Origin of the sequence: Geomonas diazotrophica, assembly GCF_019063885.1 — a bacterium.
In the GTDB taxonomy this organism is placed as follows: Bacteria; Desulfobacterota; Desulfuromonadia; order Geobacterales; family Geobacteraceae; genus Geomonas; species Geomonas diazotrophica.
The window spans coordinates 560155-579841 of the sequence record NZ_CP077684.1; the positions used below are offsets into that span (position 1 = coordinate 560155).

Consider the following 19687-nt stretch of genomic DNA (forward strand, 5'->3'; position numbering starts at 1 on the left):
AGGACGCAATGAGGACACTCCTGGCCGCCGTCATCGTCCTTTGCTGCGCCCTGCCTGCCGCAGCGGGAACAATGGAAGAGCTGACGCCGTACTTTTCAACGCAGTACTTCACCTGGCAGGAGCGCATCAACGGCCGGAGGCTCCTCAAGGAAGAGGGTGCCCTCTTCTCCGTGGGCGCCCGGGTCGGTGCCGTCATCGATTCCTCCTTCACCTTGAGGGGCAAGGGGGAACTGTTCGGTTCCGAGGTCGGCTACCGCGGTGAGACGCAGGCGCCGGATTCGACTCCGGTACACACCCGCGTCACCTACCTCGGCACCAATGCCGAAGTGGACCTGGGCTACCGTCTGCACCCGGCGAACATCGTCCTCGAGCCGTTCGGCGGCATCGGCTACCGCTACTGGCTCAGGGACCTGCAGGACAGCACTACTTCGGACGGTACCCGGGTCACCGGCTATACCGAGGCCTGGAACCTGGGGTACTGCCGCCTGGGCGCCCGCTCTGTGGCCTCTGCGGGAGGGGTAAAGTTCACTGCCGGGGGGGGCGCCAAGTATCCCTTCTACGTGGGGAACACCGTCGACTTCGAGGGTAGCGGCGACACCACCTTCCACCCCAAGGGGAGGTGGAGCGGGTTCGCCGAGGCGGGTGTCAGCTATCGCTCCCTGACCGTGGCCCTTCTCTACGAAGGGTTCCGTTTCCGGCGGTCCGATCCCAAGATGGTGCAGGGGACCGCGTACTTTCAGCCCGATTCCTCGTCCGATATCTTCGGCGTGAGGGTCGGCTGGGCTTTCTGATCACCCTACGGTTTTTTTGCAATGGAGCAGGCACTCTACATAGCCCTCTTGGGCGCTCTCGGCTGCTTGTCGCGCTATTTTCTCTCCGGCTTCGTTTACCGGATCTGCGGCAACGCCTTCCCCTATGGCACCCTTGCCGTCAACGTCATCGGCGCGTTCCTGATCGGGCTCATCATGGAGTTCTCCATCAGGAGCGCCCTCGTTCCCCCCACGCTGCGCTTTGCCCTCACCGTAGGATTTCTCGGCGGGCTTACCACTTTCTCCACCTTCAGCCTGGAGACCTTCCGCCTCATCGAGGAGGGAGCCCTGCTGCTTGCCTTTGCCAACATCATGCTGAGCGTCGTGTCCTGCCTTGCCTGCACCTGGCTGGGGATCATGGTGGCGCGTTGGCTGTAGCTTAAGGCCGAGGAAGGGGCAGGGGGCGATCTCGCTTGAGCCGATACCTCCCCGAGCATCTCGAGCGGGTCGACACCGCCTGGGCTCCTCTCCCCGGAGGGGGACGGTCGGGAGGGGGGAGGATCTACCGTGGAACCGGACTTTACAACTATTTTCCCGAAGGAGCGACACATGAAGGACAGGGACATGAGCCTGGAGAGTGACAGAAATGGGATGCTCGGCGAGCAGGTGCTGCTCAGGATCTTCATTGGAGAACGCGACAAGTACAAGCACATCCCGCTCTACGAGGCACTGGTGGAACTGTTCCGCAGCGAGGGCTTTGCCGGTGCCACGGTGCTGCGCGGTGTGGCCGGGTTCGGGGCGCACAGCATGTACCACACGGACCGCCTGCTGCGGCTCTCAACGGACCTCCCCATGGTGATCGAGGTGGTCGACGATAGGACGCGGGTGGAGGCGGTCCTCCCCACCGTTGAGGGGATGATGGACGGCGGCATGATCACCCTGGAAAAGGTACAGGTGTGGCGCTACGCCAAGAAACGCTCGGCTTGAAAGGATCAACCCATCTGCTACACTCTCACGTGTTCATGAAAAGGAGCGGATAGATGGGTATATTAGAAAACCTGACCCCCCAGTGGATCGAGAGCCAGTACGAGCTTTGGAAACAGAATCCTCAGCAGCTCTCCGAGGAATGGCGCGCTTTCTTCACCGGCTTCGAGCTCGCGGAGGCGCGTCCCGCCGGCGCCGAGGCCCTCGCGGGTGACGAGGCGCTGAAACAGTCCGCGGTCCAGTCGCTCATCTACCGTTACCGGGACATCGGGCACCTGCTGGCCTGTACCGACCCCCTTTCCCCCTGCCAGATCGAGCATCCCCTGCTCTCCCTATCCGCCTTCGGGCTTGACCCTGCCGACCTCGACAAGACCTTCGTCACCAGACGCTTCATGAGACGCAGCGCGACCCTGAAGGAGATCCTGCAGGTGATGCGCAGCACCTATTGCGGCTCGGTCGGCGTCGAATTCATGCACCTGCAGGACCCGGACGAGCGCCAATGGCTCATCGACCGCATGGAGCCGGGGGGGAACCGCGGCTTCTTCACACCGGAGCAGCGGCTGCTCCTGCTCAAGAAGCTCAAGGAAGCCGCGCTGTTCGAGCGGGAGCTGCACAAGAGGTTCCCGGGGCAGACCAGGTTCTCCCTTGAGGGGGGCGACGTCCTGATTCCCCTGCTCGATGCCGCCGTCACCAAGGCCGCCTCGCTGGGCGTCACCGACGTCGTCTTCGGAATGCCGCACCGCGGCCGCCTGAACGTCCTCTGCAACATCTTCGGCATGCCCTACGAGAACATGTTCGCCGAGTTCTCCGATAACGCGGAGTACGGCGTGGTAGGCGAGGGTGACGTCAAGTACCACAAGGGATTCTCGGTCGACCTTCCCGTCGAAGGTGGCGGTTCCGTGCATCTAACCCTCACATCCAACCCGAGCCACCTGGAGGCGATCGACCCGGTGGTGCAGGGGAAATGCCGCGCCCGTCAGGACCGCATCGGCGAGGAGGGGGAGACGCGGGTGCTGCCGCTTTTGATCCACGGCGATGCCGCCTTTTCAGGCCAGGGGGTGGTCGCCGAGACGCTGAACCTCTCGCAACTGGCCGGCTACCGGACCGGCGGCACCCTCCACATCGTTCTCAACAACCAGATCGGCTTCACCACCAGCGCCGCCGATGCCCGCTCCAGTCACTACGCCACCGACGTGGCGAAGATGGTCCAGGCACCGGTGTTCCACGTCTACGGCGACGACGCCGAGGCGGTGATGCACGTCACCGAGCTGGCGGTCGCCTACCGTGATCGCTACCGCAAGGACGTGGTGGTCGAGGTGATCTGCTACCGCAGGCACGGCCACAACGAAGGGGACGAGCCCTATTTCACCCAGCCGGTCATGTACCAGCAGATCAAGCTCCGTCCGCAGTTGCACTCCCTTTACGAGATGGAGCTGCTCGGCGAGGGATTTGCCGAGGAGGACCTGAAGGGGATCGAGAACGAGGTGGTGCAGCGCCTGGCGCAGGCGGGCGAGCGTCAGGCCGCACCGGTGGAGTCTGCGTTTCTGGCCCGCTGGAGCGGGATGAAGCCCGGCGTCGCCAAGGTGGTGGTCCCCACCGCGGTGGAAGCCGCCACCCTCCTGGAACTTTCCGAGCAGCTTGCCCGCATCCCCGAGGGGTTCCACCCGCACCCGAAGGTGGCCGCCGTGCTTCAGAAACGCCGCGACGCCGTCATCAAGGGGGGACCGCTGGACTGGGGGAACGCAGAGGCCCTCGCCTACGCCTCGCTCCTCTCCTCGGGCGTCTCGGTGCGGCTGTCCGGGCAGGACGTGCGCCGCGGCACCTTCAGCCATCGCCACTCATCGCTCTTCGACCAGGAGACCGGGAACTCCTACCTGCCGCTTTGCAGCGTGCCGGACAAGGGGGCGCGTTTCTTCGCCTTTGACAGCATGCTGGCAGAATTCTCGGTGCTCGGTTTCGAGTACGGCTATTCGCTCGAGGCCCCCGAAGCGCTCACCATCTGGGAGGCCCAGTACGGCGATTTCGTCAACGGTGCCCAGGTCATCATCGACCAGTTCCTGGTGAGCGGCGAGGCGAAGTGGGAGCGCTCCAGCGGGCTCGTGCTGATGCTGCCGCACGGCTACGAGGGACAGGGGGCGGAACACTCCAGCGCCCGCATCGAGCGCTTTTTGGAACTCGCCGCGGCGGGTAACATCCAGGTGGTCTATCCCACCACCCCGGCCCAGCTCTTCCACGTGCTGCGCCGTCAGATGCTGCAACCCTTCCGCAAGCCGCTGATCCTCTTCACCCCGAAGAGCCTGTTGCGCCATCCGGACTGTGCCTCGCGGCTGGAGGAGCTGAGCTCCGGCAGTTTCCGCGAGGTGATCGCCGAGCCGGCAGTGGGCGAGTCGGTGCGCCAGGTAATGATCTGCAGCGGCAAGATCTACTACGATCTCTTGGGGCGGATGAGGAAGGACCAGTTGCAGGGGCATGCGCTGCTGCGGATCGAGCAGCTCTATCCGCTTCCCGTCGAGCAGTTGCGGGACGAGCTGCAACGTTATCCTGCCGGGGCCCGTTTCACCTGGGTCCAGGAGGAGCCGCGCAACATGGGGGCCTGGCGCTTCATTCACGAGCCCCTTTTCGAGCTTTTGGGGACCGTGCCGAGGTACGTCGGACGTCCCGATGCCGCAGCACCCGCCTCCGGATCGCACCGTTTGGACCGTGTCGAGCAGGAGCGCATCGTAGACGAAGCTCTGAAAAACTGAAACACGTTCTATGTTCTAAGTTCTACACTCCAGGTTCTACGTTCATCCCGCAAGCCGATTCCACAATTGGTTCGAAACAAAGCGGTGCCTTCCAAAGCAGAAGGTGGAACGAGTAGTTAGAGGCGTTAACGTGGAACTTAGAACGTAGAACGTAGAACAGCTGTTAAGGGAGAAGCGAATGGATATCAAGGTTCCGGCGGTCGGCGAGTCGGTCTACGAGGCGGTGATAGCCAGGTGGCTCAAGAAGGCGGGAGATGTGGTCGCCAAGGACGAGCCGCTCTGCGAGATCGAGACCGACAAGATCACCCTCGAAGTCACCTCCGAGGCGGACGGCGTACTGAGCATCACGGCGGCAGAGGGAGAGACGGTGAAGATCGGTGCGGTCATCGGCAGTATCGATGCCCGCGGCCCGGGTGCTGAACCCGCGAAGCAAGGTGCCGACGCCGCTGCCGCCGCCAAGCCTGAGGTCAAGCCTGAAGCCAAGCCTGAAGCCAAGCCTGAAGCCAAGCCTGAAGCCAAGCCCGAGGCCAAGCCCGAGGCCAAGCCCGAGGCCAAGCCCGAGGCCAAGCCTGGGGCTGCCGCTCCCATGTCACCCTCGGGAAGAAAGCTTGCGCGCGAACTGGGAGTCGAACCCGCCGACGTCCAGGGGAGCGGTCGCGGCGGCCGCATAACCAACGCCGACCTCATCAAGGCGCAAGGGACACGGCAGGAGGTAGCGGAACCCGTCAAGGCTCCCGCCGCATCGGTTCCGCCGGCGCCCCCCGCCGCAGCGCCCAAACCTGCACAGGAGCCGGCCGATGCGTTGGGACGCGTGGTGCGCAAACCGATGTCGCAGATCAGAAAACGCATCGCAGAGCGCCTGGTCTCGGTGCGCCAGCACACCGCCATGCTCACCACCTTCAACGAGGTGGACATGAGCGAGGTCATCAACCTGCGCAAGAAGCACGGCGACCACTTCCAGACGCGCCACAACGTGAAGCTCGGGTTCATGTCCCTCTTCGTGCGCGCCTGCTGCGCCGCTTTGCAGGAGTTCCCGGAAGTGAACGGCAGCATCGAGGGGGACGACATCGTCTACCACAACTACTGCGACATCGGCATCGCGGTCGGGGGCGAGCGCGGGCTGGTGGTGCCGGTGTTGAGGGGTGCCGAGAAACTGAGCCTGGCGCAGATCGAGCAGGCCATCGCGGACTTCGCGGAGAAGGTGCGCAGCAACCGGATCGCCCTCTCCGACCTCGAGGGAGGGACCTTCACCATCTCCAACGGCGGCATCTACGGCTCCATGCTCTCCACCCCCATCCTCAACCCGCCCCAGTCCGGCGTGCTCGGCATGCACAACATCCAGGATCGCGCGGTGGTGGTGGACGGCCAGGTCGTGGTCCGTCCCATGATGTACCTGGCCCTCTCCTACGACCACCGCATCGTCGACGGCAAGGGCGCGGTCGGCTTTTTGAAGCGGGTCAAGGAATACATCGAGGACCCGGAGGAGATGCTGCTGGAATGCTGAGTGGCCGTCTGCATTTGGGGTAGCCTCCCCCTCCCGCAAGAGGAGGGGGGAATCATCGGAGGGAAAAGATGTCTGAAGAAATTTTCGATCTCATAGTCATCGGCGCCGGCCCCGGCGGTTATGTCGCCGCCATCAGGGGGGCGCAACTGGGCATGAAGGTGGCCGTGGTGGAAAAGCGCGGCTCCATGGGGGGCGTCTGCCTGAACGAGGGATGCATCCCCAGCAAGGCTCTCCTCGACTCCAGCGAGCTCTATCACCTGGCCAAGGACCGCTTCGCCGCCCATGGCATAGAGGTGCAGCCTCCGACCCTCAACCTCGGGCAGATGATGGCGCGCAAGGAAGACGTGGTGAAGAAGCTCACCGACGGCATCGCCTTCCTCTTCAAGAAAAACAAGATCGTCAGCTTCCTCGGTACCGCGACGCTGCTCTCACCCGAGAACGGTACGCACCGGGTCGAGGTGAAAGGCGAGGAGACCAAGGTGGTCAGCGGCAAGAAGGTGATCATCGCCACGGGGAGCGAAGCGGTGCAGATCCCGGCGCTTCCCTTCGACGGCGAGTCGGTGGTGAGCGCGCGCGAGGCGCTCTCCTTCCCGGCGGTCCCGGAGCATCTGCTGGTGGTAGGGGGCGGCTACATCGGCCTGGAGCTCGGTTCGGTCTGGCTGCGCCTGGGTGCCAAGGTGACCGTCGTGGAGCTCCTCCCCAGGCTGGTGGCCGGCAGCGACGGCCAGGTGGCCGAAGCCCTGCTGCGTTCCCTGAAGAAGCAGGGGATGACCTTCATGCTGGGGGGCAAGGTGGCCGGGGTGGAAAAAAAGGACGGCAAGCTCGTGGCGCGCGTCGAGGCCGAGGGGGGGACCACGGAGATCTCCTGCGACAAGGTCCTGGTGGCGGTGGGGCGCAGGCCGCTCACCGCGGGGCTGAATCTCGAAGGGTTGGGGATCGCCATGGACGGCAGCCGCATCCGTGTCGATGCCGACTACGCCACCAACGTCGCCGGGATCTACGCCATCGGCGACCTGGTCGCAGGTCCCATGCTGGCGCACAAGGCGATGGAGGAGGGGGCGGTCTGCGTGGAAAGGATGCACGGCGAACCGAGCCAAGTCGATTACGGCTGCATCCCGGGGGTCTGCTACACCTGGCCCGAGGCGGCCTCGGTGGGAAAAACCGAGGAGTCGCTCAAAGAAGAGGGGATCGCCTACAAGTCAGGCAAGTTCAGCTTCATCGCCAACGGCCGCGCGAAGTGCATGGACGAGACCGAAGGGTTCGTCAAGCTCCTCACCGAGGCGGAAGGGGGGCGGCTGCTCGGCGTGCACATCCTGGGGCCGCGCGCCTCGGACATGATCGCCGAGGCGGTCACCGTGATGGCCTTTGGCGGCAGCGGCGAGGACATCGCCCTCACCGTGCACGCCCATCCCACCCTCTCCGAGGTGATGAAGGAGGCGGCGCTCGACCTGGACAAGCGCGCCATCCACGGCTGACATGGTCGTCCTCGATGCCGGATTGATCGACTACCGGGAGGCGCTCACGCTGCAGGAGCGCCTGGTCCTCGAGGTGCAAAAGGGGGGGGCGGAGACGCTGCTCCTTCTGGAACACCACCCCGTCTACACCATCGGCGCCGGAGGCGATTCGGGCAACGTGCTCGACCCGGTGATAGAGGCGCACCGCGTGAACCGCGGCGGCGACGTCACCTACCACGGACCGGGGCAACTGGTGGGATACCCCATACTCGACCTGGGGCGGCGCGGGCGCGACCTGCACCGCTACCTTCGTTTTTTGGAACAGTTCCTGGTGGAGCTCTGCGGCAGCCTCGGCGTGGCAGGCTTCACCGTCCCGGGCAAGACCGGCGTCTGGACCTCCCGCGGTAAGATCGCCGCCATCGGCGTCGGCGTCAGGCGCTGGGTCTCGATGCACGGCTTCTCGCTCAACGCGACGGCGGACCTGTCACCTTTTGGCAGCATCAACCCCTGCGGCATGCCCGAGTGTCGCATCACCTCGCTCACCCTCGAGTGTCGGCAGGAGATCACCGTAAAGGAATTGAAAGCCTTGGCCGGAGAACGGTTCGAAGCGCTGCTCGAATCGCACCTGCCGCACAGTTAACCGTTGCAGTTGCTCGCAAGGAGGCTCCCGTGTCCGAAACCGATTGCCGAGTCCCCATAGAGAAGCTCCGCTGGGTCTGCGATCCCGCCCTCTTTAATTTCAAGACCACCGAAGAGATAGCCAACCTGGAGGGGAGCATCACCCAGGACCGGGCCCTGGCCGCCATCGACTTCGGCCTCGGGATGTCCAACAACGGCTTCAACATCTACCTCGCCGGTGAACCAGGCACGGGCAGGACCTCCACCATCCGGCAGATGCTCAAGAAGTTCGTCAAGGACACCTGCCCCCCCAGCGACTGGTGCTACGTGAACAACTTCCACGCCCCCGACGCCCCCCTGGCCATCGCGCTCCCCGCCGGCATGGGGCGGGGGTTCGCGGCGGACATGCGCGAACTGTTGGACTACATGCGCGCCAACGTCCCCACCGCACTGGAGAGCAAGGAGTACGAGACCAACCGCGTCTCCATCATCGAGCAGTTCCAGGAAAAAAACGGCGAGATCTTCTCCGACCTGGAACAGGAGGCGGGTGAAAAGGGCTTCGCCCTGCAGCGAACCGTCTCCGGACTGGTGATCGTGCCGCAGAAGGAGGGGCGCAACTTTACCCAGGAGGAGTACGAAACGCTCGAGAAGGAGGAGCGGGAAACGCTGGACACGGTGGGGCGCGAGCTGACCGAGAAGCTCAACGACGCGCTGCGCCAGGTGCGCGAGAACGAGAAGGCGCTCAGGGACGCGCTGGCGCAGCTGGACCGGGAGCTGGGACTGTCGGCGGTGGGGCACCACCTGATCCCGCTCCAGGAGAAGTACCAGGGCTTTGGCAAGGTCCAGGCATACCTCGAGAGCGTCCAGGAGGACCTCCTCTTGAACCTGGAGGACTTCAAGCCGCAGGTCGCCCCGCCGCAGATCCCGGGGCTCAAGATCCCCAAGCAGGAGCCCACCTTCGAGCGCTACGAGGTGAACGTCCTGGTGGAGAACAACCCGGACAACGGCGCCCCCATCGTCTTCGAGTCCAACCCCACCTACAACAACCTCTTCGGGCGCATCGAAAACATCATGCAGATGGGGGGGGTGGCGACCACCAACTTCACCCTGATCAAGCCCGGCGCGCTGCACCGCGCCAACGGCGGCTACCTAATCCTGGACGCGCGCGAGGTGCTGATCAACCCCTTCGCCTGGGAATCGCTCAAACGCTGCATCAGGAACATGGAGATCAAGATCGAGGACGTCCTGGAGCAGTACCGCTTCATGACCGTGGTGTCGCTCAAGCCCGAGCCGATACCGCTTACCGCCAAGATCATCATGATCGGATCGCTCTGGATCTACTACCTGCTCTACTACCTTGAGCCCGACTACCGCAAGTTCTTCAAGGTCAAGGCGGACTTCGACAGCCAGATCAACCGGACCCCGGAGGTGATGCAGGATTACGCCCTGTTCGTCGCGGCCCACTGCTGCAAGGAAGGCCTGCTCCCCTTCGACCCCACCGGGGTGGCCGCGCTCCTTGAGCACGCCTCGCGCCTTGTGGAGGACCAGGACCGGCTCTCCTCCCAGTTCATGGAGCTCTCGGACCTGATCCGGGAAGCGAGCTTCTGGGCCAAGCGCTGCGGTGCGCAGGTGGTTGACCGCAGCTGGGTCAAGCGGGCGATCCAGGAGAAGACCTACCGCTCCAACCGCATCGAGGAGAGGATCCACGAGTACTTGGCCAAGGGGGTGATCCTGTGCGACACCAAGGGGAGCGTCGTGGGGCAGATCAACGGCCTCTCCGTGATCACCATGGGGGATTACAGCTTCGGCAGGCCCTCGCGCCTCACCATCCGCGTCTCCCAGGGGCGCGCCGGCATGGTCAACATCGAGCGCGAGGTGAAGCTCTCCGGCCCGATCCACGACAAGGGGGTGCTGATCCTGACCGGCTATCTGGCCGGGAAGTTCGGGCAGGAGCAGCCGCTTTCCTTCTCCGCCCACATCTGCTTCGAGCAGTCCTACGAGGGGATCGAAGGGGACAGCGCCTCCTCGGCCGAACTCTACGGGCTCCTCTCCGCCTTCTCCGGGCTTGCCGTGAAGCAGGGGATCGCCGTCACCGGCAGCGTGAACCAGCATGGGCAGATCCAGCCCATCGGCGGGGTGAACTACAAGATCGAGGGGTTCTTCGCCGTCTGCAAGGCCAAGGGGCTGACCGGCGAGCAGGGGGTGGTCATCCCCAAGATCAACGAACACAACCTGATGCTGAACGACGAGGTGGTGCAGGCGGTCTCGGACGGGATGTTCCACATCTGGAGCGTGTCCCATGTCGATGAGGGGATCGAGATTCTCACCGGCGTGCCGGCCGGCACGCCGGGCGAGGACGGCGGCTACCCCGAGGGGACCGTCAACTTCCTGGTGCAGAAGAGGCTCAAGGACATGCTGGAGAACATGCGCAAGCTCCAGTTGCAGGACAAGGAGGGGAAGGACGAGCCGGCGAAACTGCCGGAATAGCCCGACCCTTGCTCCTCCCCCTCCACCTATCGGGCACCAGGGCGGTGCCTTAATCGTAGCGCCTAAAACGGTTGTAACCTTTGCACCTTTTTGCTACCTTCCGAAGGCCGCGCCCGCGGCTCTGCCATTTCGCTTGCCCAGCATGCAGCAATGAGGTGACCTCTTGTCCAGACGCTGTTTCCTGATCGTGAACCCCACATCGGGGACCTACTCGCCGCAAAAAATCGAACGCATTATGAAGGGGCTTGCCGAGCGTGGTTTCGCGCCGGAGCTCCTCCCCACCCAAAGCGCCGCCGACCCGGCCCGCTTCGCCGCCCGCCTCTGCCGCGAGGAGAGCGACCCGCTCATCGTTGTGGCCGGTGGGGACGGCACCATCAACGGCGTGCTGAACGGCCTGGCTCCGGGAGCGGCCACCCTCGGCGTGATCCCCCTGGGCACGTCGAACGTGCTCGCGCGCGAACTGGAGATAACCTCCGTCGACGATGCCTTGGACCGCCTCGCCCACGGCGATGCGCGCCCCATTTCCGTCGGTGAGATCGTGGCCGGCGGGGAGCGCCGGCGGTTCATCCTCATGGCGGGGGTCGGCTTCGACGGGGCGGTGGTGCGCGACGTGCGCCTGTCCGAGAAAAAGGCGCTGGGGAAGGGGGCCTACGTGCTATCCGCGCTGCGCACCCTGTGGAACTGGGATGCCTCGACAGTTGCGGTGACCGCAGGGGAGAGGAACGTCTCCTGCCACGGCGTGATCGTCTGCAACGCCTCCAAGTACGGGGGGAACTTCAGGCTGGCGCCGGAGGCCGACCTCTTCGCACCCGGCTTCCAGGTGCTCTGCATTTCCGGTGGCCGGCTCGCCTACCTGGGGCTTGCGCTGGGGCTTTTGAACGGCACCGCCGTCTTCAGCAGTCACGTCACCTGCTTCAACGCCCTCGCGCTGGAAATCTCCGGTGACAAGGCCGTGCAGTTGGACGGGGACTACGTCTGCCCCGCGCCGCTTGCCGTCCGGACCGTCCCGGACCTGGTCCGGCTCGTGGTCTGAGATAGCCGACTTTTTTGGTTGACAAAGCCACGGCGATATTGATTAATGTGCGGGTCCGACCCGTTCGGAATCCCGCGTGAAAACGTCTTTCAATACTTGAGTGGGGGAAGTGGCGTGGCAAAACCTAAGATCATGTTGGTGGACGATACCAGGCTGATCCTGGAGCTGGAGAAGAGCTTTCTCAAGGTGTCGCATATCGACGTCGTCACCGCCGGCAACGGCGCCGAGGCCCTGGAGCTGGTCCGCAAGGATCCCCCCGACCTGATCTTCATGGACCTGAACATGCCCGTCATGGACGGCATCTCCTGTTGCACCCTCTTGAAGGCCGATCCCTTCCTCAGCAGCATCCCCGTCGTCATGCTCACTACTGCCGGAAATGACCAGGACCGCGCGCGGGCCCAGCAGGCCGGATGCGACGACTTCCTCACCAAGCCCATCGACCGCCGTCTCTTCCTCGACATGGCCCGCAAGTACACCGACGCCGTGGACCGACGCGAGGTGCGCATTCCCTGCCAGATCCCGGTGTTGTTCCTTTTGCACGAAAGTCCCGTCGGCGCCCATGCCCTCGACATCGGCGACGGCGGCCTGTTCCTCGCCAGCCGCGAAGAGGTGGTCCCCAACCAGGAGCTGAGGCTCGCCTTATTCCTGGAGACGGAGCGGACGCCGCTATTGGAGCTGAAGGGGAGGGTGGCCTGGGTGAACCAGGAGGGGAAAAGGGTGCACTCCGGCCTCCCCACCGGCTTCGGGGTCGAGTTCCTGGAGCCGGCGCAGTGGCAAAAGGACGAGTTGAACGGTTTCGTCGATGCGGCGCGCAAAGGGCGCGGCGAGGGCTAGGGCGCGGCGAGCAGCGTCAGCCGGAACCAGAGCCAGGTCAGGAGGGCGGCCCCCAGGTCCCCTCCCTTGTTGTCGATGAGCCGCCCCAGAAAGCGGTCGTAAAGCTCCAGAAACCTCCCCCCCCTCCCTTCTTCCCGAAGCCCCCTGGTCACGACGTCCAGAAAGAAAGCTATCTGCCAGGCGTTCGCCCGCACGTAGGCGCCGGTGCGGCGCCATAATCGGCGCCGCTCCCCTGCGTCGAGGTCGCCCATCGCCCGGTGCAGCGACGCCAGGAAGGGGCTTAGCTTGAGCCTCGCGGCGGCGTCCTGGCTGCGGTAGCTCGTCTGCAGGCAACGGATCAGGGAGAGCTGCCCGATGTGGGCCAGGTTCATCAGGATGGCGTTGAGCGTCTGCCTCGGGAGGAGCCCCTCGGCCAGGAAGCGCCGCGGCGAGGTGGTGATGGTGGCCGGCAGGAGGAGCCACCGTCCCTCCCGCCGCACCCGCTCGGCCAGGAAGGTGTCTTCCATGAGCGGCAGCGAGCTGTCGAAGGGGCCTACCTGCGCGAAGAAGTCGCGCCGGAGCAGGAAGCCCTGGTCTCCGTGGGTGCATCCGGGGCGGTCCAGGGCGGCCTTGGCGCCGTAGAAACGGTAGGGGAGCGGGGTGGTGCCGGGGAAGCCGAAACGGAGGGCGAAGCGACCCGCCACCTTTTCTCCGGAGCGCAGGGCCTCCCGGAGTGCGTCCAGCGCCTTCCGGAGGGCCAGCGGGTCTTCGAAGCTGGAATCGATATGCAGGAAGAGGAGGGTTTCGGCGCGGGCCGCCTCGGCGCCGCGGTTTAACTGTCCCCCCCTCCCCTTGGTCCCTTCGAGCAGGGTGAGCGGGAAGGGGAGCCCGTCGCGCAGTTGCCGCGCGCTCCGGAGGGTCCGGTCGCTGGAAGCGCCGTCGGAGAGGATCACCTCCAGGCGTACCCCCTGCTGTCGGGCAAGCGCCGCGAGGAAGGGAGCCACGTTCCCCTCCTCGTTGTAGACCGGCACCACGACCGACAGCTCGGGGCACGGCTCACAGGGCAAGGGTGTCCGCCTTCTGCACCAGGTTGGGGAGGTCCGGCTTGGTGAGGATGTCGCTCGCCCCAAGGTTGCGCCATTTCATCTTGTTGTCGTCGCTGGCGAGGGAAGAGAATATCACCACCGGCAGCCCTCCCAGGTCGGTCTCCTTCCTGATCAGCGCGGTGAGGTGCAGCCCGTCCATGCGGGGCATCTCGATGTCGGTGATCACGAGGCTCAGCAGCTCCTTCAGCGGCTGCCCGCTTTCCGCGCATTTCTGACGTACCGCCTGCACGTGTTCCCACGCCTCCTCGCCGTTCTCCGCTTCCACCACCTGGTACCCCGCTTCCCGCAGCGAACCGCACATGGTCCTCCTGATGAAGGCCGAGTCGTCGGCGACCAGGATGGTCCGGGTGCCGCGGTTCAGGGCGGAGTTGGCGTGCATCAGTTCCTCGCCCGGCGTGGCCAGCGCCATGGTCGAGGAGAGTTCGCCTATGATCTTCTCGAAATCGAGGATGAGGATGATCCTGTCTTCCATCTTCACCACGCCGGTGATGTTGGCGTCGTGGATCGCCTTGACCGGGGGCTCCACGTTTTCCCAGGAGATGCGGTAGATGCGGGAGACGGAGTGTACCTGGATGCCGACCACGATCCTGTTGAATTCGAGCACGATGACCCGGTCCGCCGGGATCCCCTCCGTGTTCTTGTTCAGCGAGCGGGAGAGGTCGATCAGGGTGATCACCTGGTCGCGCAGTTTGATCATGCCGCTCACGCAGGGGTTGGAGTTCACCACCTTGCGTGTCTCGGGCAGTCTGATGATCTCGCGCACCTTGGCGACGTTCACGCCGAAGTAGCAGGGGACCACGTTCCCCTTGCCGTCCACCTCGTCGATCCTGAATTCGACTATCTCCAGTTCGTTGGTGCCGCTTTCCAGCAGAATCTTGTTGTTCGGTTCCATACGCCCCCCGATTGTTTATTGCCGTTGCTTCTCATTACATCGGCAGCCGCCGGCAAATCATGAGGCAAAATGTGTAAGGCTGAAGAGGCCCACCCGCTCCGTTCGTGCAGGATTAAAGGCGTTTTTCAACGCAAAGCCGCAAAGGGAAAAGCGGGTCTGTACTATAAAAGTTGTTTGGTTTTCTTAGCGTCTCCGCGTCTTTGCGTTAAGAAAAGGTTTGGTTCTCCGTCTTTACGCTGGTCTCACATCGACCCTGTTGTCGTAGAAGGTGCTCCCCCCGCCCTGGTCGGTCAGGCGCTGCGAGGTGAGCGCGTTCACCGAGCGCTCTCCCGGCGCATAAGCGAGCCACCACACCCCCTCCGCCACCACCACGCCCTGCGGCACCTTGGGGGTCACCTGCAGCCGGAAGGTGACTTCGCCGAGCTCATTCCAGGCGACCACCTCCGTGCCGTTGCGAAGCCCCTTCTCCGCCGCGTCCTGCGGGTTCATCTTGAGTTCCATCCCCCCCTGGCTCTCCCGCAACTCCTCCCGCTCGTAGAAGGTGGCGTTCAGCGCGTAGGGGGTGGGCGCGGTCATGAGCCGGAAGGGAAGCCGCCCCTGTTCCTCGTGGGTGGGGAGGTAGCGCGGCAGCCGCTCGGCCATCCTCTCATTCAGGATCTCGATCTTTCCCGACGGCGTCAGGATCCCTGCCGGCCTTCCCGCCAGGGTGACCGGGCGTCCCTCGGCGAGCGCCTCCTCGTCAATCCCCGCCCGCAGCGGCTTGGGCACCGCGAGGAGCCGGTCGATCATCTGGTCCGCCGTGAGGGTGAAGATCTCCTCCTCGAACCTCATCGCCTTGGCCAAAAGGGAGAAGACCTCCCAGTTGGACTTGCTCTCCCCAACCGGGTCGACCACCGCCTGGGCGCGCTGGATGCAGTAGGTGCCGTAGGAGCGGTAGATGTCGCTGTGCTCCAGCGACGAGGTGGCGGGGAGCACGATGTCGGCGTAGCGCGCCGTATCGGTCAGGAAACGCTCGTGCACCACGGTGAAAAGGTCCTCGCGGGAAAGCCCCTTGAGCACCGCGTTCTGGTCCGGGGTGACCGCTGCAGGGTTGGAGTGGTACACGTAGAGCCCCATGACCCGCGGAGCATCGAGCCGGTTCAGCGCGCTCCCCAACTGGTTCATGTTGACGAGCCGGGCCTGCCCCGGGATCAGGTCTTCCCTGGTGAGGATCTCCATCGGGAAGGCCGCGCCGGTCGCGGTGTCGGGGAAGCACCCCGCCCCGTCCTTACCGTAGGCGCCGACCAGCGCCGGCAGGCAGCAGATCGAGCGCACCGTCATGGAGCCGTTGCCGTAGCGCGACAACCCGCTCCCAAGGCGGATGAAGGGGGCCTTGGCCGCCGCGTAGGCACGTGCCATGGCCACGATGGTCTTCGCCTCCAGGCCGGTTATCTCCGCGCAGCGCTCAGGCGTCATCTCGGGGAGCACCTCGGCCGCCAGCTCCTCGAAGCCGAGCACCTGTTGCGCCAGGAACTCCCGGTCGACCAGCCCCTCGCGGGCGATCATGTGCATCATCCCGAGGGCGAGGGCCCCGTCGCTCCCCGGGCGCACCAGGAAGGTGCGGTCCGCGGCTGAGGCGGTCGGGGTCTCGTAGGTGTCGATCAGCCAGATCTCCCCCCCCTTTTGCCGCACCTCGTGCGCCTGGTTCAGGAAGTGGATGCTGGTTGCCGCCGCGTTGATCCCCCACAGGACCAGGAGGTCGCTTTTGCCCGCGGATTCAGGCGGCGGGGTCGCCGTCTTGCCCATGACCGCCTCCCACCCCGCTCCCTTGGCGGGGGAGCAGATGGTGCGGTCCAGCCGGGATGCCCCCATGCGGTGGAAGAAGGGGTGCCCCGCGTTTCTCTGCACGATCCCCATGGTCCCGGCGTAGGAGTAGGGGAGGATGGCCTCACCCCCGTGGCCGGCGATGATGGAGTGCCAGCGCTCGGCAATGGTGGCGATGGCCTCGTCCCAGGAGATGGGGGTGAACTCGCCTTTTCCCTTGGCGCCGGTTCTCTTGAGGGGAGAGGTGAGGCGCAGCGGCGAATGGACGCTTTTCTCGTAGTGGCGCATCTTGGGGCAGAGGGTGCCGCGGCTGAAGGGATGGAGGGGGTCGCCCTGAACCGCGATGGCCTTGCCGTTTTCAACCTGCACCAGCATGCTGCAGGTGTCCGGGCAGTCGAAGGGGCAGACCGATCTCCTGGTGACGACGTTCATCTATGATCTCCTCGTGTTGGTAGCAAGGCGACGGGCGGTCGATTCGGCTGTTTCTTTTTATGTTTTTTTCGGGAGTAGATCAACAGAAAAGGAGGGGGGACGTGGGAGGCTGCGCCCCGAGGATGGAGCGCAGCCCGAAAAGCGGTATTGCTATTTCTTGTGGCACTTGGCGCAGTTGCCGGCGGGCTTGAAGGCCCTCTTGCCGTTGTGGCACTCGCCGCAGTATTTGCCGGCGTTGATGTCGGCCATCTTCATCTGCGTGGAGCCCTTCTTCATCTTGAAGATCTTGGTGTGACACTCGTTGCACTTGAGCCCCTTGCCGGCATGGTCGTCCCCCTTGAAGGTAACCTTGCCCATCGAGGTAGGCCATTCCACGGTCTTGCCGGCCGGAACCGCCATCGCCTGTGCCGCCATCATCGCCACCGCCATCGCCGCCGCTGCTATCGCAATACGTTTCATATTCACTCTCCTCTTCATTAGTAAAAAAGCCCTTACTGTGATAGCACAGCTCCCGGCTATGTCAAGATACCCCGCGGGGTTCCTCGGTAAAAACGCAACCGCTCTTTCGCTACCACCCCCTTGCATTTCGCCGCGGCTGCAGTTTAATGTGATAGTCGGTTCATTCTCTTATTAAAAAAACTACGGATTCACCATGGAAGACGAATACAGCGAATACCGCGCGCTCCTCGCGCCCGGGATGCGCATCGAGATCGGCATCCCGCTCGCGGGCGGCGGTGTGTTCCGGGACTGGGGTGTCATCAGCGAGTCGGGAGGGGACCTGCTGCAGATGCAGATCTCCCGCGATGTGCTGCCTGCCAACGTGCGGGTGGACGTTGGCTTCATCCTCGACGTCAGCATCCGGCTCGGCAAGGACAGCTACACCTGCAGCGGGATCGTCACCGACAGGCTGGGAGCGCGGATACTGCTGATACGGCTTTTCGGCCGGTTCACCCTGAGCGAGAGGCGCCAGTTCTTCCGGGCCGACATGGCCTTGAAGGTCCGCTACGACATCGTGGACGAGTCCAGCCGCAAAGAGGTGGAACAGGACTGGGAGGTGCGCAAGGAGCGGGAGCAGATGAAGTTCCAGGGGTACGACGATTTCGTTATCGCGGCCCAGATGGCTCGCTTCCAACCGGCCAAGCCGATCGCCTGGCAGGACCTGCTCAGGGCCCAGTTAAACCTCGGCGGCGGGGGGATCTGCCTGCGCATGCCGATGACCGCGCGCCCGGAGCAACTGGTCAACCTGGAACTCTACCTCCCGCTCGATCCGCCGCGGCTTGTGCACGCAGTCGGGCAGGTCATACACATGAAGCCTCCCCTTACGTTGCGCGACGGCTCCAGCCGCTACGACGTGGGGATGGAGTTCCTCTTCCTGGACGAGCGGGACCGCGACCTGATCTTCAAGCAGATCTCCTCGGTCCAGATCGCCCACCTGCGCAAGGTCGCCGACAAGCGCGAACTCGAGGAGCACGAGGAAACCCAATCCGCTCACCTCACCCGGAAACAGGTCATCACCCGTCTGGCCTGGACCCTCCTTTTCCTGCTGCTGGCCTTCCTCGCCGGCCGCTACCTCATCTCCTACAGCAAGGCACCGCCGGAAAACGAAATCCAGAAGACCTACGAAGAGTCCATCCGCAAGTACCGCCACCTGGACAAGAATCCCTGAGCCACGGCTACCTTATTGCCTTGAGCAGTAAAGTCTACTATGATGCGCTCTCCCAAACATCTGCCCCCTGGACGCCGGGAGGGGATGAAGGGTGAGGAGCGAACTATGACCAACATGATCAGCGCCGAAGGGCGCAAAAGATTACAGGAACGCTACGACGTTCTCTGGGAGACCGAGCGGCCGCGCATGGTGAAGAACATGGCCGACGCCGCCGCCGAAGGGGACCGCTCCGAGAACGCCGAGTACATCTACTCGAAGAAGAGGCTGCGGGAGATCGACCGCGAGCTGAAGCATCTCGGTGACCGGCTCAAGGTGCTCAAGGTGGTCTACCCGCCGCTGAACCCGACCTCGGTCAGTTTCGGCTGCTGGGTCACCTACGAGGACGAGGAAGGGGAGGAGCGCTGCTACCAGCTGGTCGGCCCCGACGAGTTCGACGTGAGCCTGGGGAAGATCAGCATCGACTCGCCGGTCGGCAAGGCCCTACTCGGCAAGAAGGTGGACGACGAGGTTACCATCAGGAGGCCGGCCGGCGACCTGACCGTGACCGTGCTTTCGATAACGTCAAAGAGACCTGAGTAGGCTTCCACTGTCACAGCGCGGTGCCGAAAACGTTTGACCTTCTTTGGGGACCGGCTATAGTGTAGCAGGCCAGTCTCCGAAGCTACCTCCATTGATTGAAGGACCGTCCAACCATACATGTCAGACATCAAGATCCTGATAGTAGTAAAAGATGAAGAAGCAGGTGACGCTTATGCCCAGGCCGTGACAGAAATCGGGGTGGCCTGTGACGTGGCGCGCTCCTTTGCCGAGATGTCGCAGATGGCGACGGACAACCGCTACAACGGTTTCCTCGTCGACATACTGACGCTGGTGCGCTGCAGCAAGGAAGAGAAGGTGGTCGCCTATGAGTGCATCAATCTCTTCCCGGTGCTGCGGGTGAAGTGGGAGGCGAGACAGAAGAAGATAAAGTTGAGCCCGCTGGAACAGAGCTTCTCACCCGACACCGGTTCGGCCCTGCGCTTCTTCATCGAGAACCGCTGCAGGAACTTCCCCTCACGTTCGCTGCGTCGATCGCCGCGCCGGCAGATCAACCTGAACCTTTACTACAGCACCGATCCCGGCTTCCCGGCCGAGAGCACTCACAAGTCCTTCACCATCAACCTCGGCAGCCACGGGCTTTTCCTGCATTCCATGCAGGAATTCCTGCAGGGCGACACCATCTGGATCCGCTTCCTCGAGTCCGCGGACCAGACCCCCATCCGGGCTACGGTACGCTGGTCCCAGCGCTGGGGGGTGACCCGCTGCATCCCCGGAGCAGGGGTGATGTTCGAATCCTTGACCAAGAAACAGGAGCAGGAGATCGCCAAGCTGCTCGACCTCTGATCCCTCTTTTCAGGAAAGC

17 protein-coding genes are annotated in these 19687 nt (G+C 64.0%); 13 read left to right on the plus strand and 4 right to left on the minus strand.

The window, feature by feature from the left end:
* Positions 1-8 precede the first annotated feature (8 nt).
* The 10 genes from KP003_RS02435 to KP003_RS02480 all read left to right on the plus strand — a co-directional run bounded on the left by KP003_RS02435 (position 9) and on the right by KP003_RS02480 (position 12407).
* Entirely contained in the window at positions 9-791 is a 783-nt protein-coding gene (locus KP003_RS02435) for a hypothetical protein (protein ID WP_216497267.1), read from the plus strand.
* A gap of 21 nt (positions 792-812) precedes the next feature.
* The gene (crcB, locus tag KP003_RS02440; RefSeq protein ID WP_216497266.1) at positions 813-1187 is read left to right on the plus strand and encodes a fluoride efflux transporter CrcB; all 375 of its coding nucleotides are present in this window, start codon (positions 813-815) and stop codon (positions 1185-1187) included.
* 171 nt (positions 1188-1358) lie between these two features.
* Positions 1359-1736 (plus strand): DUF190 domain-containing protein, encoded by a 378-nt coding sequence (locus tag KP003_RS02445; RefSeq protein ID WP_216497265.1) that lies wholly within the window; start codon positions 1359-1361, stop codon positions 1734-1736.
* A gap of 53 nt (positions 1737-1789) precedes the next feature.
* The gene (locus KP003_RS02450) at positions 1790-4477 is read left to right on the plus strand and encodes a 2-oxoglutarate dehydrogenase E1 component (RefSeq protein ID WP_216790415.1); all 2688 of its coding nucleotides are present in this window, start codon (positions 1790-1792) and stop codon (positions 4475-4477) included.
* A 178-nt stretch (positions 4478-4655) separates the two neighbouring features.
* Positions 4656-5981 carry a 2-oxoglutarate dehydrogenase complex dihydrolipoyllysine-residue succinyltransferase gene (gene odhB, locus KP003_RS02455; RefSeq protein ID WP_216790417.1) on the plus strand — a complete coding sequence of 442 codons (1326 nt, stop codon included), beginning with the start codon at positions 4656-4658 and terminating at the stop codon, positions 5979-5981.
* A gap of 68 nt (positions 5982-6049) precedes the next feature.
* Positions 6050-7456 carry a dihydrolipoyl dehydrogenase gene (lpdA, locus tag KP003_RS02460; protein ID WP_216790419.1) on the plus strand — a complete coding sequence of 469 codons (1407 nt, stop codon included), beginning with the start codon at positions 6050-6052 and terminating at the stop codon, positions 7454-7456.
* A gap of 1 nt (position 7457) precedes the next feature.
* Positions 7458-8075, plus strand: a complete 618-nt coding sequence (gene lipB / locus KP003_RS02465) for a lipoyl(octanoyl) transferase LipB (RefSeq protein WP_216497261.1) — start codon at positions 7458-7460, stop codon at positions 8073-8075.
* A gap of 29 nt (positions 8076-8104) precedes the next feature.
* Entirely contained in the window at positions 8105-10540 is a 2436-nt protein-coding gene (locus KP003_RS02470) for a Lon protease family protein (protein WP_216497260.1), read from the plus strand.
* Positions 10541-10703: 163 nt separating this feature from the next.
* Positions 10704-11573, plus strand: coding sequence for a diacylglycerol/lipid kinase family protein (locus tag KP003_RS02475; RefSeq protein ID WP_216790421.1), 870 nt, complete (start codon positions 10704-10706; stop codon positions 11571-11573).
* 114 nt (positions 11574-11687) lie between these two features.
* Entirely contained in the window at positions 11688-12407 is a 720-nt protein-coding gene (locus tag KP003_RS02480; protein WP_216790423.1) for a response regulator, read from the plus strand.
* Here the strand turns inward: KP003_RS02480 and KP003_RS02485 are convergent.
* From KP003_RS02485 to KP003_RS02500, 4 genes are all read right to left on the minus strand, one after another.
* Complete coding sequence (locus KP003_RS02485; protein ID WP_216790424.1) at positions 12404-13453, minus strand: TIGR04283 family arsenosugar biosynthesis glycosyltransferase; 1050 nt, start codon at positions 13451-13453, stop codon at positions 12404-12406. The genes KP003_RS02480 and KP003_RS02485 overlap by 4 nt on opposite strands.
* A complete protein-coding gene (locus KP003_RS02490) occupies positions 13443-14384 on the minus strand; it encodes a chemotaxis protein CheV (RefSeq protein ID WP_216497256.1) in 942 nt (313 codons plus the stop codon). The genes KP003_RS02485 and KP003_RS02490 overlap by 11 nt, the downstream gene beginning before the upstream one ends.
* Positions 14385-14615: 231 nt before the next feature.
* Positions 14616-16619, minus strand: a complete 2004-nt coding sequence (locus KP003_RS02495) for a molybdopterin oxidoreductase family protein (protein WP_216790426.1) — start codon at positions 16617-16619, stop codon at positions 14616-14618.
* Positions 16620-16769: 150 nt separating this feature from the next.
* Positions 16770-17078, minus strand: a complete 309-nt coding sequence (locus tag KP003_RS02500) for a cytochrome c3 family protein (RefSeq protein ID WP_216790427.1) — start codon at positions 17076-17078, stop codon at positions 16770-16772.
* A gap of 193 nt (positions 17079-17271) precedes the next feature.
* On the opposite strand from KP003_RS02500, the gene KP003_RS02505 reads away from it, so the two are divergent.
* The 3 genes from KP003_RS02505 (at position 17272) to KP003_RS02515 (ending at position 19668) form a co-directional block, all read left to right on the plus strand.
* Positions 17272-18285, plus strand: a complete 1014-nt coding sequence (locus KP003_RS02505; protein ID WP_217300252.1) for a PilZ-like domain-containing protein — start codon at positions 17272-17274, stop codon at positions 18283-18285.
* A 105-nt stretch (positions 18286-18390) separates the two neighbouring features.
* On the plus strand, positions 18391-18864 hold the full coding sequence (locus tag KP003_RS02510; RefSeq protein WP_216497252.1) for a GreA/GreB family elongation factor: 474 nt from the start codon (positions 18391-18393) through the stop codon (positions 18862-18864).
* Positions 18865-18981: 117 nt separating this feature from the next.
* Positions 18982-19668 carry a PilZ domain-containing protein gene (locus KP003_RS02515; RefSeq protein ID WP_217300253.1) on the plus strand — a complete coding sequence of 229 codons (687 nt, stop codon included), beginning with the start codon at positions 18982-18984 and terminating at the stop codon, positions 19666-19668.
* Positions 19669-19687: the final 19 nt, after the last annotated feature.

What these genes read in the sequence shown, in the direction of transcription:
- KP003_RS02510 (WP_216497252.1), top strand. Translation starts at nt 18,391, where the DNA reads ATGACCAACATGATCAGCGCCGAAGGGCGCAAAAGATTACAGGAACGC.
- odhB (WP_216790417.1), top strand. Translation starts at nt 4,656, where the DNA reads ATGGATATCAAGGTTCCGGCGGTCGGCGAGTCGGTCTACGAGGCGGTG.
- KP003_RS02490 (WP_216497256.1), bottom strand. Translation starts at nt 14,384, where the DNA reads ATGGAACCGAACAACAAGATTCTGCTGGAAAGCGGCACCAACGAACTG.
- KP003_RS02500 (WP_216790427.1), bottom strand. Translation starts at nt 17,078, where the DNA reads ATGAAACGTATTGCGATAGCAGCGGCGGCGATGGCGGTGGCGATGATG.
- KP003_RS02435 (WP_216497267.1), top strand. Translation starts at nt 9, where the DNA reads ATGAGGACACTCCTGGCCGCCGTCATCGTCCTTTGCTGCGCCCTGCCT.
- KP003_RS02445 (WP_216497265.1), top strand. Translation starts at nt 1,359, where the DNA reads ATGAAGGACAGGGACATGAGCCTGGAGAGTGACAGAAATGGGATGCTC.
- KP003_RS02505 (WP_217300252.1), top strand. Translation starts at nt 17,272, where the DNA reads ATGGAAGACGAATACAGCGAATACCGCGCGCTCCTCGCGCCCGGGATG.
- lpdA (WP_216790419.1), top strand. Translation starts at nt 6,050, where the DNA reads ATGTCTGAAGAAATTTTCGATCTCATAGTCATCGGCGCCGGCCCCGGC.
- KP003_RS02495 (WP_216790426.1), bottom strand. Translation starts at nt 16,619, where the DNA reads ATGAACGTCGTCACCAGGAGATCGGTCTGCCCCTTCGACTGCCCGGAC.
- lipB (WP_216497261.1), top strand. Translation starts at nt 7,458, where the DNA reads ATGGTCGTCCTCGATGCCGGATTGATCGACTACCGGGAGGCGCTCACG.
- crcB (WP_216497266.1), top strand. Translation starts at nt 813, where the DNA reads ATGGAGCAGGCACTCTACATAGCCCTCTTGGGCGCTCTCGGCTGCTTG.
- KP003_RS02450 (WP_216790415.1), top strand. Translation starts at nt 1,790, where the DNA reads ATGGGTATATTAGAAAACCTGACCCCCCAGTGGATCGAGAGCCAGTAC.
- KP003_RS02515 (WP_217300253.1), top strand. Translation starts at nt 18,982, where the DNA reads ATGTCAGACATCAAGATCCTGATAGTAGTAAAAGATGAAGAAGCAGGT.